The 16,809-nt window shown below is 65.3% G+C and carries 14 protein-coding genes; 6 read left to right on the forward strand and 8 right to left on the reverse strand.

The window, feature by feature from the left end:
- Window positions 1-2: 2 nt before the first annotated feature.
- The 8 genes from ubiD to dnaA form a co-directional block, all read right to left on the reverse strand.
- Window positions 3-1,466 carry a 4-hydroxy-3-polyprenylbenzoate decarboxylase gene (gene ubiD / locus D573_RS0102090; RefSeq protein ID WP_018937505.1) on the reverse strand — a complete coding sequence of 488 codons (1,464 nt, stop codon included), beginning with the start codon at window positions 1,464-1,466 and terminating at the stop codon, window positions 3-5.
- Window positions 1,467-1,511: 45 nt separating this feature from the next.
- Entirely contained in the window at window positions 1,512-2,279 is a 768-nt protein-coding gene (xth, locus tag D573_RS0102095) for an exodeoxyribonuclease III (protein WP_018937506.1), read from the reverse strand.
- Window positions 2,276-4,327: a M3 family metallopeptidase gene (locus tag D573_RS0102100; protein ID WP_018937507.1), complete on the reverse strand. Its 2,052-nt coding sequence runs from the start codon at window positions 4,325-4,327 to the stop codon at window positions 2,276-2,278. Before D573_RS0102100 ends, xth begins: the two co-directional genes overlap by 4 nt.
- Window positions 4,328-4,420: 93 nt before the next feature.
- Window positions 4,421-4,939 carry a hypothetical protein gene (locus D573_RS0102105; RefSeq protein ID WP_018937508.1) on the reverse strand — a complete coding sequence of 173 codons (519 nt, stop codon included), beginning with the start codon at window positions 4,937-4,939 and terminating at the stop codon, window positions 4,421-4,423.
- Window positions 4,940-4,978: 39 nt separating this feature from the next.
- Window positions 4,979-7,408, reverse strand: coding sequence for a DNA topoisomerase (ATP-hydrolyzing) subunit B (gene gyrB, locus D573_RS0102110; protein ID WP_018937509.1), 2,430 nt, complete (start codon window positions 7,406-7,408; stop codon window positions 4,979-4,981).
- 115 nt (window positions 7,409-7,523) lie between these two features.
- Window positions 7,524-8,606 carry a DNA replication/repair protein RecF gene (locus D573_RS0102115; RefSeq protein WP_081618717.1) on the reverse strand — a complete coding sequence of 361 codons (1,083 nt, stop codon included), beginning with the start codon at window positions 8,604-8,606 and terminating at the stop codon, window positions 7,524-7,526.
- Window positions 8,607-8,619: 13 nt separating this feature from the next.
- Window positions 8,620-9,723, reverse strand: a complete 1,104-nt coding sequence (dnaN, locus tag D573_RS0102120) for a DNA polymerase III subunit beta (RefSeq protein ID WP_018937511.1) — start codon at window positions 9,721-9,723, stop codon at window positions 8,620-8,622.
- Window positions 9,724-9,965: 242 nt separating this feature from the next.
- Complete coding sequence (dnaA, locus tag D573_RS0102125) at window positions 9,966-11,339, reverse strand: chromosomal replication initiator protein DnaA (protein WP_018937512.1); 1,374 nt, start codon at window positions 11,337-11,339, stop codon at window positions 9,966-9,968.
- A gap of 155 nt (window positions 11,340-11,494) precedes the next feature.
- Between dnaA and rpmH the strand changes: the two genes are divergently transcribed.
- The 6 genes from rpmH (at window position 11,495) to D573_RS0102155 (ending at window position 16,522) form a co-directional block, all read left to right on the forward strand.
- Window positions 11,495-11,629 carry a 50S ribosomal protein L34 gene (rpmH, locus tag D573_RS0102130; RefSeq protein ID WP_018141118.1) on the forward strand — a complete coding sequence of 45 codons (135 nt, stop codon included), beginning with the start codon at window positions 11,495-11,497 and terminating at the stop codon, window positions 11,627-11,629.
- 22 nt (window positions 11,630-11,651) lie between these two features.
- The gene (gene rnpA, locus D573_RS0102135; RefSeq protein ID WP_038039545.1) at window positions 11,652-12,005 is read left to right on the forward strand and encodes a ribonuclease P protein component; all 354 of its coding nucleotides are present in this window, start codon (window positions 11,652-11,654) and stop codon (window positions 12,003-12,005) included.
- Complete coding sequence (gene yidD, locus D573_RS0102140; RefSeq protein WP_018937514.1) at window positions 12,002-12,259, forward strand: membrane protein insertion efficiency factor YidD; 258 nt, start codon at window positions 12,002-12,004, stop codon at window positions 12,257-12,259. The genes rnpA and yidD overlap by 4 nt, the downstream gene beginning before the upstream one ends.
- Window positions 12,260-12,267: 8 nt before the next feature.
- Window positions 12,268-13,968 carry a membrane protein insertase YidC gene (gene yidC, locus D573_RS0102145; RefSeq protein ID WP_018937515.1) on the forward strand — a complete coding sequence of 567 codons (1,701 nt, stop codon included), beginning with the start codon at window positions 12,268-12,270 and terminating at the stop codon, window positions 13,966-13,968.
- Between the two features lie 6 nt (window positions 13,969-13,974).
- On the forward strand, window positions 13,975-15,291 hold the full coding sequence (gene mnmE / locus D573_RS0102150; RefSeq protein ID WP_018937516.1) for a tRNA uridine-5-carboxymethylaminomethyl(34) synthesis GTPase MnmE: 1,317 nt from the start codon (window positions 13,975-13,977) through the stop codon (window positions 15,289-15,291).
- A gap of 199 nt (window positions 15,292-15,490) precedes the next feature.
- On the forward strand, window positions 15,491-16,522 hold the full coding sequence (locus D573_RS0102155) for an IS110 family transposase (protein ID WP_018937517.1): 1,032 nt from the start codon (window positions 15,491-15,493) through the stop codon (window positions 16,520-16,522).
- The last annotated feature ends 287 nt before the right edge of the window (window positions 16,523-16,809 follow it).

Genomic DNA, 16,809 nt, shown 5'->3' on the forward strand with positions numbered 1-16,809 from the left:
CCTCATATCCCCAGTTCATCCCAGATCTCGTCCACGCGGCGCTTGACCGCCTCGTCCATGGCGATCGGCCGGCCCCACTCGCGATCGGTCTCGCCCGGCCATTTGGAGGTCGCGTCCATGCCCATCTTGGACCCCAGACCCGAGACCGGCGAGGCAAAGTCGAGATAGTCGATGGGGGTGTTTTCCACGAGGGTGGTGTCGCGGGCCGGATCCATGCGCGTAGTGAGTGCCCAGATCACGTCATTCCAGTCACGGGTGTTCACGTCGTCGTCGACCACAATCACGAACTTGGTGTACATGAACTGACGCAGGAAGGACCACACCCCCATCATCACGCGCTTGGCGTGGCCCGGGTACTGCTTGCGCATGGAGACGACGGCCAGACGGTAGGAACAACCCTCGGGCGGCAGGTAGAAGTCCACGATCTCCGGGAACTGCTTCTGCAGGATGGGAATGAACACCTCGTTCAGGGCCACCCCGAGCACGGCGGGCTCGTCCGGCGGACGACCGGTGTAGGTGGAATGGTAGATCGGCTGATCACGATGGGTGATGCGGTCGATGGTGAAGACCGGGAATTCGTCCACCTCGTTGTAGTAACCCGTGTGGTCCCCGAACGGGCCTTCCGGCGCGGTGTCGTCCGGGTGGATGTGCCCCTCGAGCACGAACTCGGCGGAGGCCGGGACCTCCAGGTCGGAACCGATGCAACGGGTGACCTCGGTTCGACTGCCACGCAGCAATCCGGCGAAGGCATATTCGGACAGGGTGTCCGGCACCGGGGTCACGGCGCCGAGGATGGTGGCCGGATCGGCACCCAGGGCGACCGCGATGGGAAACGGCTCGCCGGGGTGGGCCTGGCACCACTCGCGAAAATCGAGGGCCCCGCCACGATGGGACAGCCAGCGCATGATCACGCGATTGCGCCCAATGACCTGCTGGCGATAGATCCCGAGGTTCTGACGCGACTTCTCCGGGCCACGGGTGACCACCAGGCCCCAGGTAATCAGGGGGCCGGCGTCTTCCGGCCAGCAGGTCTGGACCGGGAGTTGGTCGAGATCAACCGCATCGCCTTCCAGCACATGGCGCTGGCAGGGCGCCCCGCGGATCTTCTTGGGCGCCATGTCCAGCACCTTGCGAAAGATCGGCAGCTGTTCCCAGGCGGCCTTGAGCCCCTTGGGTGGGTCCGGCTGCTTAAGGAAGGCGAGCAGGCGCCCGACCTCGCGCAGGGCTTCGACCGAGTCCTCGCCCATGCCCATGGCCACCCGCTCCGGGGTACCAAACAGGTTGGCGAGCACCGGGATGTCGGAGCCGGTAGGGTTTTCGAACAGCAAGGCCGGGCCGCCGGCGCGCAGGACGCGGTCGGCGATCTCGGTCATCTCCAGGTTCGGGTCCACCTCGCGGGTGATGCGGCGCAGCTCGCCGCGCTGTTCGAGGCCATCAATGAAATCGCGCAGATCCTTGTACTTCACGGGGTCTCCCTCGGGAATGGCCGGTTGGTGCGACCCGGGCCGGGGTTAGGCGGAGAATTCCGCCCAGACCGGCGCATGGTCGGACGGACGCTCCCAGGCACGCGGTTCGCGGTCAATGCCCGCGGCCTGTAGACGGGCCTGCAAGGGAGCGCTGGCGAGGACCAGGTCGATGCGCAGGCCCCGATTGCGACGGAAGGACGCAGCCCGATAATCGAACCAGGAATACTCCTCCGCGGGCTGCTCGAAGGTGCGGAAGGTATCCGTGAGGCCGAGATCGGTCAGCGCGGCCAGGGCCTCGCGTTCCGGCGTGGAGCACAGGATGCGCTCGTGCCAGGCCTCGGGGTCGTGCACGTCGCGATCATCCGGGGCGATGTTGAAGTCACCGAGGACCACGAGATTCGGGTGCTGCGCAATCTCGTCGGCCAGCCAGGCGTGCAGCCGCGCCAGCCAGTCCAGCTTGTAGGCGTATTTCTCGGTTCCGACGTTCTCGCCGTTCACGACATACAGGTTGACCACGCGAACCTCGCCGATGGTGGCGGCGAGGATACGGCGCTGGGCGTCCTCGAGCCCGGGCGGGTCGGTGACCACGTCGGTGGCCTCGGTGCGGGAGATGATGGCCACGCCGTTGTAGGTCTTCTGCCCGGAGAACACGACCTGATAGCCCGCATCGCGGATGGCCGCCGCCGGAAAGTTCTCGTCGGTCAGCTTGGTCTCCTGCAGGGCCAGGACGTCGGTCCGCGAGCTCCCCAGCCAATCGAGGACCTGCGGCAGACGCACCTTTAGCGAATTGACGTTCCAGCTGGCGATCTTCACGCGGCTTTCTCCTCCAAGCCGCTATGGCGCAACAGGGCGTCGATCTGCGGATCGCGCCCGCGGAAGGCACGGAAGGAATCCGCGGCCGGGCGCGAGGCGCCGGCCTCGAGAATCTCGCGCAGGTAGGCCGCCCCCACCTCGGACGAAAACAGACCTTCCTCTTCGAAGCGCCCGAATGCGTCAGCCGACAGGACCTCGGCCCACTTGTAGCTGTAGTACCCCGCGGCGTAGCCGCCGGCGAAGATGTGGCCGAAGCCGTGGGCGAAGCGATTGAACGCCGGCGGATGGACCACCGCGATCTCCTGACGCACGGTGTCCAGGAGCTGCTGGATGTCCGCGGCCTTCGCAGGGGCGGGCCCGGCATGCAGGCGCATGTCGAAGAGGGAGAACTCGACCTGGCGCAATAGCTGTAACGCCGCGTGGAAATGGCGGGTGCCCTGCAGGCGCTGGAACAGGTCCTCGGGCATCGCCTCGCCGGACTCGTGATGGCGCGCGAACAGATCCAGCGCCTCGCGTTCCCAGCACCAGTTCTCCATGAACTGGCTGGGCAGTTCGACCGCATCCCATTCCACGCCGTTGATGCCGGCGATGTCGGGTTCGTCCACCCGGGTCAGCATGTGATGCAGGCCGTGACCGAACTCATGGAACAGCGTAATCACTTCGTCATGAGTGAAAAGGGCCGCCTTGCCGTCCACCGGCGGGGTGGAGTTGCAGGTCATGTAGGCGACCGGCAGCTGGGCGCGGTCCTCGGAGATGAAACGGTTGCGGCAGACATCCATCCAGGCGCCGCCGCGCTTGTTCTTGCGGGCGTAGAGATCGAAGTAAAAGCCAGCGCGTTCGGTACCATTCGCGTCAAAGATGCGATAGAACCGGACGTCGTCGTGCCAGGTCTCGATGCTGTCGTCGGGCTCGAAGCGGACCTGGAACAGGCGCTGGACCAGACCGAACAGGCCGTTGACTGCGCGGTCAGCGGGGAAGTAGGGCTTCAACATCTCCTGGCTGAGACCCAGGCGCCGCTCACGCATCTTCTCGGCCGCGAAGGCCATGTCCCAGGCCTCCAGGGTTCCGAGGTCGAGCTCGTCGCGGGCAAAGGCGCGCAACTCGTCCAGGTCGCGCTCGGCCCGGGGGCGCGCGCGGTGCGCCAGATCCTGGAGGAAGCCTTCGACCTGCTCGGCGCTATCGGCCATCTTGGTCGCGAGCGAACGCTCGGCGTAGTGGCGAAAGCCCGTCAGATGCGCCTTCTCCTCCCGCAACTGGAGGATCTCGACCATGATCTCGCTGTTGTCGTGATTGCCGGCGCCGGGCCCGAGGTCAGACGCACGCGTCGTGAAGGCCTCGTACACACGGAAACGCAGGTCGCGATCCTCGGCGTGGGTCATGACTGCGAGGTAGCTGGGGATATCCAGGGTCACGACAAAACCCGTCTGGTCGTGATCGCGAGCGTTCTGCGCGAGCATGGCCCGATCGGACTCGGAGATGCCGGCGAGCGCGGCCGCATCATCGGTCTGCCACGTCCAGGCCTGAGTGGCGTCCAGCACGTTCTCTTCGAAACGTGCAGTCAGCTCCGAAAGGCGGGCGTTGATGGCGCGCAGGCGGTCACGCTCGGCCTCGGGGAGATCGACGCCGCTCAGATGGAAATCACGCAGCATGTCATCCAGCACCTTGCGCCGCTGGGGCGAAAGCTGCGCGTACTCTTCACTGTCTGCCAGGCGACGGACCGCCCGGTACAGGCCCTGATGCTGCGAAACCCAGCTGCCGTAATCCGACAACAGGGGAAGGCTGGCGTTGTATGCCTCCCGAATCTCGGGACCGTTCATGACCGCATTGAGGTGCCCCACCGGGGACCAGACGGCATCCAGGCGCGTGTCCAGCGCCTGCAACGGCTGGATCAGCGTGGCCCAGGTCGGTTGATCCCCGACGGCCGCGACCAGCCGATCAATCTCCGCGCGATTCTCCACCAGGACGGTTTCCACCGCGGGCAGGACATGTTGGGGCTCGATGGCACGAAAGGCGGGCAGCCGGTCGGTCTGCAGCAAGGGGTTGGACACGGTATCTCCAGGGGTCGGGCCAGCAGTGGATTATGCCATTCGGACAGAAAGCCCGGCAGGGTGTTCCCGGCAACGGGGTGGTCGGGGCGAAGCTTATGGGCTCGGCGGGCGAACGGGGTGAAAGACGGCATGGCCAGCGAGGCGGGCGAGGAGTCCGTAGGCCCACTGGCAGCGCAGCCCGGCATAGGCATCCACAGCAGCATTGTAGCGGCCGAGGGCCTCAGTAATTGCTTGGTCCAGTGCCGCTACGCGAGGGGGCAGTCGATCAGTCGAACCCGTAAAAGTATGATAGTTATCATGGAGTTGCGTTCGTATAAGGTCCCATTCGGCGCGGATGGCGCGTTCGCCCCGGGCCAGACCGGGGAGATCGCCGCAGCGTCGTGCTCGCTCCTGTGCCTGGACCAGCTGTTGGAGCGCCCGCAGGTCCAGGGGCGGATCGGCCCGGGTCGCGGAACAAGCCCGCTCCAGCAGGCCATTGCGCTGGGTGAGCAGGGTATCGAGTCGATCCCAGGCCGCGACGACGCGGCGTTCATGGACCGCAAGATGGGTGTACAGGCGAAACGCGACCAGCGCCAGAATCACCAGGACCAGGAGTGCGGCCAGGGCCTGCATGGTGCCGGCGGGATTCGTCGTGCCGTGGCAGCGAGTACGTCAGATATCGACGTTCTCGGCACTGAGGGCGCGCGACTCGATAAATTCCCGACGCGGCTCGACCTGATCGCCCATCAGGGTGGTGAAGATTTCGTCGGCCCGGATGGCATCTTCGACCCGGACCTGGAGCAGGCGGCGGGATTCGGGGTTCATCGTGGTGTCCCAAAGCTGGTCGGGATTCATCTCGCCTAGGCCCTTGTAGCGCTGGGTGGCCAGCCCGCGGCGGCCTTCCTGCAGGAGCCATTCCATGGCTTCGGAAAAGCCCTCGATCACGTGGACGCGTTCTCCGCGCTTCATATACGCACCTTCGTCGAGAAGGGCGTTAAGACGGGCGGACAGGTCGAGTACCGCCTGAAAATCACGCGAAGCCAGGGTGTCATCGGTGATGTACTGCGACAGGGCGGCGCCGTGTTCGATGCGGTCCAGGCTCAGCTGCGCCGTGCCTTCATGCTGGGTCACCGGCCCCAGGCTGTAGCGGGTTGCACCCGCCTTGTCGCTGGACAGATTCTCCAGGATGCGGGCAAACCACGCCTGAACCGCAGCGTTGGTCACGCTTCGAGGCTCGGGGATCGCATCAGCCTCGAGCATCGCCCAAAGGATGCGCGAGTCGTACATCCGGCCCAGGCGCTGCACGGCGCGCGCGGCCTTTTGATAGCCCTTCACCAAGTCTTCGAAGGCCTCGCCGGTAATCGGAGGTGCATCCGGGCTGGGATAGAGCGCGGCGCCGTCCAGGGCGAGGGAGATCACGATCTCGCCCATTTCGGCCTCGTCGCGCACATACTGCTCGCGCTTGCCGCGCTTGATCTTGTACAGCGGCGGCTGCGCGATATACACGTGGCCGCGCTCGATCAGTTCCGGCATCTGGCGGAAGAAGAAGGTCAGAAGCAGGGTACGGATATGGGAGCCGTCCACGTCCGCGTCAGTCATGATGATAATGCGGTGATAACGCAGCTTGTCCGGATCGTACTCTTCCTTGCCAATACCGCAGCCGAGCGCCGTGATGAGCGTGCCCACCTCGGCCGAACCCAGCATACGGTCAAAGCGCGCCCGCTCGACATTCAGGATCTTGCCCTTGAGCGGCAGGATCGCCTGGAAATGGCGGTCACGGCCCTGCTTGGCCGAACCTCCGGCGGAGTCACCCTCGACCAGGTAGAGCTCGGACTGAGCCGGGTCCTTCTCCTGACAGTCGGCCAGCTTGCCCGGCAGACCGGCGATATCCAGCGCCCCCTTGCGGCGGGTGACCTCACGCGCCTTGCGGGCGGCCTCGCGCGCTCGCGCGGCATCCAGCACCTTCTCGGTGATGGCCTTGGCTTCCTGCGGGTGTTCCAGCAGGAAGTTGTTGAGGGCATCCGACAGCACGCTTTCAACGATCGGCTTGACCTCGGAGGAAACCAGCTTGTCCTTGGTCTGCGAGGAGAACTTGGGATCCGGCACCTTGACCGAGAGCACGGCCGTGAGGCCTTCGCGCATGTCGTCGCCCGCCGTGGCGACCTTGGCCTTCTTGATCAGGCCCTCGTTCTCCAGGTACTGATTGATCGTGCGCGTCAGCGCGGCGCGAAAGCCCGCCATGTGCGAGCCACCGTCGCGCTGCGGAATGTTGTTGGTGTAGCAGAAGATGTTCTCCTGGTAGGAGTCATTCCACTGCAGGGCGATTTCGACTGCGTAGTCCTCGCGCATCTGGTCGGCGTAGACGACCGTGGGATGCAGCGCGGTTTTCTTCTGGTTCAGGTGTTCGACGAAAGCACGGATACCGCCTTCGAAGACAAAGGTCTCCTCGCGGTTGTCCCGGTGGTCGCGCAGCGTGATGCGCACGCCCGAGTTGAGGAACGACAGCTCCCGCAGACGCTTGGCGAGGATCTCGTAGTGAAAATTAATGTCGGTGAAGATGGTCGGGCTGGGGCGAAACCAGATCTTCGTTCCGTTGCGCTCCGTGGTACCGGTCACCGCCAGCGGCGCATCCGGGACACCGAGGTGATAGGTCTGTTCGTGGCGCTGACCATCCCGGTGGATCTCCAGGCGGAGCTCTTCCGACAGGGCATTCACCACCGAGACACCCACGCCGTGCAGGCCGCCGGAGACCTTGTAGGAGTTGTTGTCGAACTTCCCGCCTGCGTGCAGGACCGTGAGGATGACCTCGGCGGCCGACATACCCTCTTCTTCGTGGATATCCACGGGAATGCCGCGACCGTTGTCCGTAACGGAGACCGCATTGTCCTCGTGGATCGTGACCTCAATACTGTCGCAGTGACCCGCTAGCGCCTCGTCGATCGAGTTATCGACCACCTCGAAGACCATGTGGTGCAGGCCTGTGCCGTCATCGGTGTCACCGATGTACATGCCCGGTCGCTTGCGAACGGCATCCAGGCCCTTGAGGACGCGGATCTGAGAGGAATCGTAGACGGAGGGATCTTGGGCTTCAGTTTCGGACATGCGGGTCAGTCATCCGGCCAGTTGCAGACACGCCAGTATAGCGCAAAGGCGGGGGGCACCGGTGAGGTCACGTGCGGGGGTCCAGGAGGGCCACGAGACCCAAGGCCCGGGCGCATCAGGCTGGGGATTCGGGTGTTACGCGACCATGTTTCACGTGGAACAATTGCCCTGCGGTATCCCCTGCCAGCCCCGGGATGTCATCTCCCACAGCGGTCACCAGGATCTGCCAGCCCGACGCACACAACCCGGACATCAACCCCTCCACTGCCTCGCGATCCAGCTCCGACACTACATCGTCCAGCAACATCACCGGCGCCCGCCCGGTCTCGGCCTCGAGCATCCATGCCTGCCCGCCCACGAGAGCCGTAACCAGGCGCTTTTGTTCGCCCCGGGAGGCCTCGGCGGCGAGACGACCCGATAGCCGCAAATCAATGTCGGCCCGCTGCGGCCCCGCCTGCGCGAAGCCCCGTTCTTCGTCGCCCTCCCGACTACGCTCCAGCGCCTCGCTCAGGCTCCTTTCCCGGTCCCAGCCCATCCGCGGATTCAAGTTCAAATCGGCTAACCGCTCGCCGAATCCGAACTGCCGGGCGGCCTCCATAGTCGCCGCCTGCCAGGACTCCACGTAACGACGCCGCGCGTCACTGATCGCCTCGCCGAATTCCAGCCAGGGTCGCTCAAACTCGCGAGCCCCCGCGCGGTCCCCCACGCGCAAGGCGGCATTACGTTGGTCATGGGCCCGCTTCCAGCGCTGCCACTGGCCCCGGTACCCCGGGATCGCATGGAAGCACCCCCAGTCCAGCAAGCGCCTGCGCTCTTCCGGTCCACCCGTCAACAATTCGAAGGAGCCCGCATGCAGCGTACGCGCCGGCAACCACTCGGCCACCGCCGCGTGGCCTTCCATCCAGCGGCCATCAAGCCGCGACCGGCGAGTACCATCCCAGCTAATCCCCAGCCGATGGGAGCCCCCGGCCGGATCCTTCACCACTGCCCCAATCCACAACCCGTCGGCTCCGCTCCGCCCAACACGCCGTAATTGCTGAGTACGAAACGAGCGACCAGCCGCGAGGATATGCACTGCTTCGAGTATCGAGGTCTTGCCTGCACCATTCGGGCCGACCAGCCGATTGATTCCCGGCCCCAACGTCAAGGCCTGTTCCTCAAGGTTGCGGACCCCCTGCCACCACAGCGACTCCAGCACGCAGACCCCGGAACTACAGGCGCATCGGCATCACCACGTAGCGCGCCCCGCCCGGTGGTTCCGCCTGAATCAGGATCGACGAGTTCCCGTCACGTAGCCCGATCCGGACCTGCTCGGTCTCCAGGACATTCAGCACGTCCGCCAGGTACCCGAGGTTGAAACCGATCTCCATTGGCCCCCCATCGTATTCCGCCTCGACCGACTCCTGGGCCTCTTCACGATCCGCGTTGTGGGTCATCACCTGGCAACCGTTCTCCCCCAGGGCCATGCGTACGCCGCGATACTTGTCACTCGCCACAATCGCGACCCGGCCCAACGCCTGTTTCAGAACTTCCCGGTCGACCCGCAACGTGGAGGGCAGATCCGAAGGGATGACCCGTTCGTAGTCCGGGAAGCGCCCCTCGATCACCTTGCTGCGCAGGACCGCTTTGCCGAGTTCGAATACGACCTGGTCTTCCCCGAAGCCGATCCGGACCGTCGATTCGTCGTCGGCCAGATTTCGTCGCAACTCCGCGACGGCCTTGCGCGGGACAATGCGTTCAACTCGCCCCTCCACCGGGTGCTCGAGTTCCACCTCGGCCAGCGCCAAGCGATGCCCGTCCGTCGCGACCGCCCGCAGACTGGTCCCGCTGGCTACCAGGAGCAAACCCTGGAGGTAGTAACGCACGTCCTGCTGCGCCATCGAAAACATCGTCGCTTCCAGCAGACGCCGCAGCCGGTTCTGGGGTACATCGAGCACGACCTCCGACCCTCGCGCCTCCCAGTCGGGGAAGTCCGCGCCGGGCAGGGTCGCCAGGCTGAAGCGCGAACCGGCGAATCCCACGGTCATGCGTTCGCCTTCCACCCGAGCCCGAATCTCGCTGTCCCCTGGGGCCGCCTTCACGACGTCCAACAGCTTGCGCACCGATACGGTGACATCGCATTCGCCCGGGATGGTGCCTTCCGCACCCGCCTGCCAGGCGAGTTCGAGATCGGTGGTATCCATCCGGATCGCACCGTTGTCGTCCGGTCGCAGACGCACATTCCCGAGGATCGGCATCGTCAATCGTTTTTCGGCCGCGCCCACAATCCGTTGCAGCGCTTCGGTCATCGTCTCGCGATTGAAAGACAGTTCCATGGCGATGTCCTGTATCTAGTGTTTAGATATTTAAATAGTAGTAATAAGGGGCAGGTCGACCTGTGCAGGAAACCCCAATTTCGTTTTAAATTCAGTTATTTGTCGACACTTTTTGGCTCTCCCGAACCTCTGTGAAGCCTGTTCCCAACCTGTGGACAGTTTCGCGGTCCGTGTTTTCCACCTTTCCATACCGCAGTTGCACCCAGCTTATCCACAGCTTTGCCGAGCAGTGGACAGCCACTTCAGCTACTGAGAGTCCGCAGAAGATTCGAGTAGTCCTCGTCCAGGCTGGCGTCCGCCTCGCGGAGTTCGGCGACCTTCCGGCAGGCATGGATGACCGTGGTGTGATCGCGACCGCCGAAGGCCTGTCCGATCTCCGGCAGGCTGTGCTGGGTCAGTTCCTTTGCCAGGGCCATCGCGATCTGCCGCGGACGGGCAATCGACCGGCTGCGCCGGCTCGACAGCAGATCGGCCACCTTCACGCGATAGTAGTCCGCGACCGTCTTCTGGATATTCTCCAGTGTAATCAGTTTGTTCTGTACCGCGAGAAGGTCGCGCAGCGCGTCCTTGGCAAACTCGACGGTGATCGGTTTCCCGGTAAAGTGCGCGTTGGCGATCACCCGCCGCAGCGAGCCTTCCAGTTCGCGGATGTTGGAACGGATCCGCTTGCCCATGAAGAATGCGACCTCGGAGGGGAGCTCGATCCCCGCCTGCTCGGCCTTGCGCTGGAGGATGGCCACCCGGGTCTCCAGTTCTGGCGGCTCGATCGCGATCGTCAGCCCCCAGCCGAAGCGAGACTTCAGGCGTTCCTCCAGCCCCTCCACCTCTTTCGGGTAGCGATCCGAGGTCAGGATGATCTGCTGCTGGCCCTCCAGCAGCGCGTTGAAGGTGTGGAAGAACTCCTCCTGGGAACGCTCCTTGCCGGCAAAGAACTGAATGTCGTCGATCAGCAGTGCGTCGGCGGAGCGATAGTGCTGCTTGAACTCGTCGATCGCGTTGTGCTGCAGCGCCTTGATCATGTCCGCCACGAAGCGCTCGGAGTGCAGATAGATGATCCGCCCTTCGGGGTGCCGGGCCAGGATGCTGTGACCGATGGCATGCATCAAGTGGGTCTTGCCAAGCCCGACCCCGCCATAGATGAACAACGGGTTGTAGGCCACCCCGGGGTTTTCCGCGACCTGGAGGCTGGCTGCGCGCGCGAGCTGGTTCGACTTGCCCTCGACGAAGCTGTCGAAGGTGAAGGCCGGGTTCAGGTTACTCACGGGCCCCTGCGGGCGTGGCGCAGTGCTGGCGCTCTTGTCTGCAGCACCGCGTTCATGGCGGGACTCGCGACCACTGGGGGTCGGCGGGACCGGAATCTGCGCACCACCAATCCCGAGTCGCACGCGGCGCCCGTCCTGCCCGCCCACCGGCTGCAGCTCGCCCACGGTCTGCTCGATCGATTCCAGCAGGTGATCGCGCACGTGCTCGAACACAAACTGGTTCGGCGCGAGCAGTCGCAGCCCGCCTTCGGACTCTTCGGCATGCAGCGGCCGCAGCCAGGTGTTGAGTTGCTGTTCGCTGACCTTCCCCTGCAGGCGATCCAGACAGGCTGTCCACAGGGCATTGGCTGACACGCGTTCGTCTCCGGGGCGACGGGGGAATTGGAAGCCACCGAGTCTACGCCGATGGGGGTACCCGGTGCCAGCGACTTGCCGACCCTCGAGATTGACTTTGCGTCCGGATGGCGCTAGTTTTCACCGCCCTTTAACCAAGCGTCACGGGAACTCTCATGAAGCGCACTTTTCAACCCAGCCGGCTCGTTCGCGCCCGCACGCACGGCTTCCGGGCCCGCATGGCCACCCGTGGTGGTCGCAAGGTCCTGAACGCCCGTCGCGCCAAGGGCCGCAAGCGCCTCTGCCCGTAGTCCGGGCGGCGCGCCGGCTCCCGTGACCGCGGCGCCAGCTAGCGAGACCTTTCCGCGCCGCGTCCGTCTGTTGACCGGTGCGGATTATCAGCGTGTCTTCAAGGATGCCCGGCGCCAGCGCGGTCGCGATCTGACCCTGCTCTATCGCCATTCGGCATCTGGCGAGGCGCGCCTGGGCCTTGCGATTGGCAAGCGGCATGTCCGCCAGGCATCGGACCGCAACCGGATCAAGCGCATTGTCCGAGAGGCCTTTCGCCAATGCCGGATCTCACTGCCGCCGGTCGACATGATCGTGCTGGCCCGAGGGGGCGCGGCGACCACGGATCGCCGGGCCCTGCGCGCCGAGATCGACAGCCTGCTGGAACGCCTGCAATGAGCCTGCCACGCAAGATCGCCCTGTTGCCCGTCCGGGCCTACCAGTACGGCATCTCGCCGTTCATGGCGCCCCATTGTCGGCATTACCCGACCTGTTCGGCCTATACCGTCGAGGCGGTCGAGACCCACGGGGTCCTGCGCGGCTTCTGGCTGGGCCTGCGGCGCATCCTGCGCTGCCACCCCTGGTCGCCGGGCGGTTATGATCCGGTCCCGGCTCCGCGTTCCGCTTCTCCCAGCACCCGACCCTCAAAGTAGTCGCGCTCATGGATAACCTTCGCCCCCTTCTGTGGCTCACCCTGGCCTTTGTCCTGTTCCTGATGTGGCAGGCCTGGAACCAGGATTACGGCGCCCCGAGCCAGCCGGACCGCAGCGCCGAGCAAGCGGCCGAGGACCCGGATGCCCGGCCGGAGGACGTGCCGGACGCCCCGCAGTTCGAATCGGAGGCGGATCCACGGGCGGCTGACGCGCCGCAGGTCAGCACCCTGCAGGAGCCAGACCGCCAGCAGATCACCGTGCGCACCGACACCCACGAGATCCTGATCGATACCCGTGGCGGGACCCTGCTGCGGGCGGACCTGCTGCAGTACCCGCAGGACCTGCAGGACGATCCGCTGGTGCCGGTCCGACTGTTCGACCACCGCGTGCGCGGCTATGTCGCGCAGAGCGGCCTGACCCATGACCGGGTGAACGACCAGTCGATGGAGGCCCGCGCACCTTCGCATCACGCCAACTTCCAGGTCGATCAGGACCGCTTCGAACTCACCGACGGGCAGGACACGCTCCAAGTCCCGCTGCGCTGGATGTCCGAAGATGGCGAGATCGAGGTCACCAAGACCTACACCTTTACGCGCGGCTCGCATCTGATCGAAGTGGACTACGAGGTCCACAACCGCTCGGATTCCACCTGGAGCGGCCGCCAGTACCGCCAGCTGCGCCACGGTCCGACCCCCGACCGCGAGTCGTGGTGGCTGTACACCTTCACCGGCGCGGCGTATTTCGATGGCAGCTACGAGCGGGAACGCTTCGAGTCATTGCGTGACGACCCCATCCAGGCGCGCATCCAGGGGGGCTGGGTCGCGATGATCCAGCACTACTTCGTGTCGGCCTGGGTCCCGGGCGAGGACGAGGTGAACGCCCTGTACGCCCGCGCGGTGCCCGGTGAGGTGGGCGATGAGTACCTGATTGGCCTCCATTCCGAGTCCGTCCAGATCCCGGCGGGCTCCAGCGGCGGGTTCTCCACCCGCTTGTGGGTAGGTCCGAAGCTGCAGGACGAGCTGTCCCAGATTGCCCAGGGCCTGGAGCTGACAGTCGACTACGGTATCTTCACCTTCCTGTCCAAGCCGTTGTTCTGGCTGCTGGACAAGATCTACAGCGTGGTCGGGAACTGGGGCTGGGCCATCGTGCTGCTGACCATCCTGATCAAACTGGCCTTCTTCAAGCTGTCCGCGACCAGCTACCGTTCCATGGCGCGCATGCGCAAGGTCGCGCCGAAGCTGCAGGCACTGAAGGAACGCTACAAGGACGACAAGCAGCGCATGAACCAGGCGCTGATGGACCTGTACAAGAAGGAGAAGATCAACCCGCTGGGTGGCTGTCTCCCGATCCTGGTGCAAATTCCGGTGTTCATCGCCCTGTACTGGGTGCTGCTGGAGAGTGTCGAACTGCGCCAGGCGCCCTGGTGGCTGTGGGTGCAGGATCTGTCCTCGCGCGATCCGTACTTCATCCTGCCGATCCTGATGGGCGTGTCGATGTTCGTGCAGTACAAGCTGAACCCGCCGCCGATGGACCCGGTGCAGCAGAAGATCTTCATGGCGCTGCCGTTCGTGTTCACCGTGTTCTTCGCCTTCTTCCCGGCGGGTCTGGTGCTGTACTGGTTCACCAACAACCTGTTCTCCATCGCCCAGCAGTGGTACATCACGCGCAAGATCGAGAGCGGCGAGGACCCGGACAAGCAGAAGAGCTGACGCTTCGTGACCGTGACGGACACCATCGTCGCGGTCGCCACCCCGCCGGGGGTCGGCGGTATCGGTGTGGTCCGTCTATCGGGTCCCCAGGCCCTGCCCATCGCGCGGCGCCTGACCCGACGCGCGCAGCTGCTTCCACGCCACGCCCACTACGGCAGCTTCATTGATCCGGCGACTGGCGAGTCGCTGGACGACGGTCTGATCCTGTCCTTCCCGGGCCCGCACTCCTACACCGGTGAGGACGTGATCGAGCTGCAGGGCCACGGCAGCCCGGTCTTGCTGGAGGCGATCGTCGCCGCCGCGGTGGATCTCGGCGCGCGTCGTGCCCGACCGGGGGAGTTTACCGAGCAGGCCTTCCTCAACGGCCGTCTCGACCTGGCGCAGGCGGAGGCGGTGGCCGATCTGATCCACGCCCAGACCGAGCAGGCCGCCAGGCTCGCGCGATCCAGCCTGGACGGCGCCCTGGCGACCGAACTCGAACCGGTCTCGCGCGCGATCCGCGACCTGCGTGTGATCATCGAGGCGGAGATCGACTTCGGCGAGACCGATCTCGAGTCGGAGGCTGCCGCCGATATCGCACGCCGTGCCGACACCCTCCACACGACCATCCGCGAACTCCTCGAACGGCTGCGTCCGGCGCGTTACTTTGCCCAGGGCTTGCGCCTGGCCCTGGTCGGTGCCCCGAATGTCGGCAAGTCCAGCTTGATGAACCGTTTGGCCGAAAGCGAGGTCGCGATTGTCACTGATCGCCCCGGGACCACTCGCGACGTCCTGCGTTCGCCGATTGCGATCCACGGGATACCGGTCGAACTGATCGACACCGCCGGGCTGCACGCGAGTGAGGATCCGGTGGAGAAGATCGGCATGGAGCGGGCGCAGGAGGCGGCCACCGGGGCTGACTTGATCCTGGAGCTGCGCGATCTCACGCGTCCGGATGCGGCCCCCGACTTGGCGGCCCCGGCGGAAATCCCGCGACTGACCGTCTGGAACAAGATGGACTGCGTCGCCGAATCCACCCGAGCGGACCACGGGCTCAGGATCTCTGCACGGACCGGGGCAGGGCTCGACGCGCTCAAACAGGCGATCGTCGAGCGTCTGGGCGTGAGCGAGGGTGGCCAGCAACGCTTCAGCGTGCGCGCGCGCCATCTGGACGGCCTGCGTACGACGGCCACGCATCTCGCCGCGATCGACGCCGCCGCGCCCCCGGACCTGATCGCCGAAGAGCTGCGTCTGGCCGAGCGCGCCCTGGACGCGCTCCTCGGTCGCCAGGACCACGAGGCCCTTCTCGGCGAAATCTTTGCCGGCTTCTGCATCGGGAAGTAGTCCACGTCATTGCGAGGCCCCGAAAAGGGCCGCGGCAATCCCCCGCCGCGACCACCGGATTTCGCGGCCCGACGTCATGCCAGCTTCCGGAGATTGCTTCGCTTTGCTCAATGGGATGGACGCCCCCGCCCTATTACGGCATCGCGATGTGCCAGAGTGGGGGTGATCACTCTCACTCGAAGAAGACGGAGGCGTCCGGATGCAGGTTACAACACTCGGCATTGATCTCGCGAAGAACGTGTTCCAGGTCCACGGCGTGGATGCGCAGGGACGGCAGGTGTTTTCGAAAACGCTGCGGCGCAGCCAGTTGCGCAACTTCGTAGCCCAGCTGCCGGCCTGCCGGATCGGGTTGGAGGCCTGCGGGAGTGCCCATTACTGGGCGCGTGAGTTGCAGGCGTTGGGGCACGAGGTACGGCTGATGGCGCCGCAGTTCGTGAAGCCCTACGTGAAGACGAACAAGAACGACCGGGCGGACGCCGAGGCGATCTGCGAGGCGGTGACCCGCCCGAACATGCGTTTTGTGCCGATCAAGACGCCCGACCAGCAGGCGGTACTGGCGCTGCACCGGGTGCGCGAGGGCCAGATCAAGGCGCGCACCGCGCAGGCCAACCAGGTGCGCGGGCTGCTGGCCGAGTTCGGGATCGTGGTGCCCCAGGGGATGACGACCCTGTTCCGCGAGCTCCCGGGGATCCTGGAGGATGCGGAGAACGGCTTGCCGGATCTGTTCCGCACGCTGCTGGCCGACCGGCTGGAGGAGTTGCGGCGACTGGACCAGGCCGTGAAGGAACAGGAGCGCCAGATCCAGGCCTGGCATCGAAGTCATGCGGTCAGCCGGCGCCTGGCCGAGATCCCGGGGATCGGACCGATCAGCGCGACCGCCCTGGTCGCCGCGATCGGCCATGCCCGGCACTTCAAGAACGGTCGCCAACTGGCCGCCTGGATGGGTCTGGTGCCCAAGCAGCACTCCAGTGGCGGCCAGTCGAACCTGCTGGGTATCAGCAAACGCGGCGACCGCTACCTGCGCATGCTGCTGATCCACGGGGCGCGGTCCGCCCTGCTGGCGGATCAGCGCCGCGGCGAGGGCGGCGACCCCTGGCTCGAAGGGTTGCGCCAGCGGCGCTGTCCCAACGTGGCGACCGTGGCCCTGGCCAACAAGAATGCCCGCACGGTCTGGGCCCTGATGGCCCATGACCGGACGTTTGACCCCGGCCTGCGCGGCGCCGCCGCGTAAGCCCGCAAAAACGGAGAAGCGAACGCGTTATTACGTACCCAACCCTCGATTGCGCAAGCGATTGAGCATGATGGCAACGGGAGCGATCCCGGTGGGGGCCAGTCCGATCATTGCGAAGCACCTCGAGTGCGCGACCTCGCTGGGACCCTCCACCCGCGGAATCCATCCGGGACCGTGGCGAATGAAAGCCGCACACGCAGTCCGAATGTACGGGAGCAATCGTCGCCCCGAAACCATCTACTCAAACGCTTGGCAAACCGGGGGCGTCCATGTACGCAATGACGGGG

Origin of the sequence: Thioalkalivibrio sp. AKL9, assembly GCF_000377825.1 — a bacterium.
Lineage (GTDB): Bacteria > Pseudomonadota > Gammaproteobacteria > Ectothiorhodospirales > Ectothiorhodospiraceae > Thioalkalivibrio > Thioalkalivibrio versutus.

Coding starts and splice junctions, on each gene's coding strand:
- yidC (WP_018937515.1), top strand. CDS start 12,268: ATGGATAACCTTCGCCCCCTTCTGTGGCTCACCCTGGCCTTTGTCCTG.
- dnaN (WP_018937511.1), bottom strand. CDS start 9,723: ATGGAACTGTCTTTCAATCGCGAGACGATGACCGAAGCGCTGCAACGG.
- D573_RS0102105 (WP_018937508.1), bottom strand. CDS start 4,939: ATGCAGGCCCTGGCCGCACTCCTGGTCCTGGTGATTCTGGCGCTGGTC.
- yidD (WP_018937514.1), top strand. CDS start 12,002: ATGAGCCTGCCACGCAAGATCGCCCTGTTGCCCGTCCGGGCCTACCAG.
- gyrB (WP_018937509.1), bottom strand. CDS start 7,408: ATGTCCGAAACTGAAGCCCAAGATCCCTCCGTCTACGATTCCTCTCAG.
- D573_RS0102155 (WP_018937517.1), top strand. CDS start 15,491: ATGCAGGTTACAACACTCGGCATTGATCTCGCGAAGAACGTGTTCCAG.
- rpmH (WP_018141118.1), top strand. CDS start 11,495: ATGAAGCGCACTTTTCAACCCAGCCGGCTCGTTCGCGCCCGCACGCAC.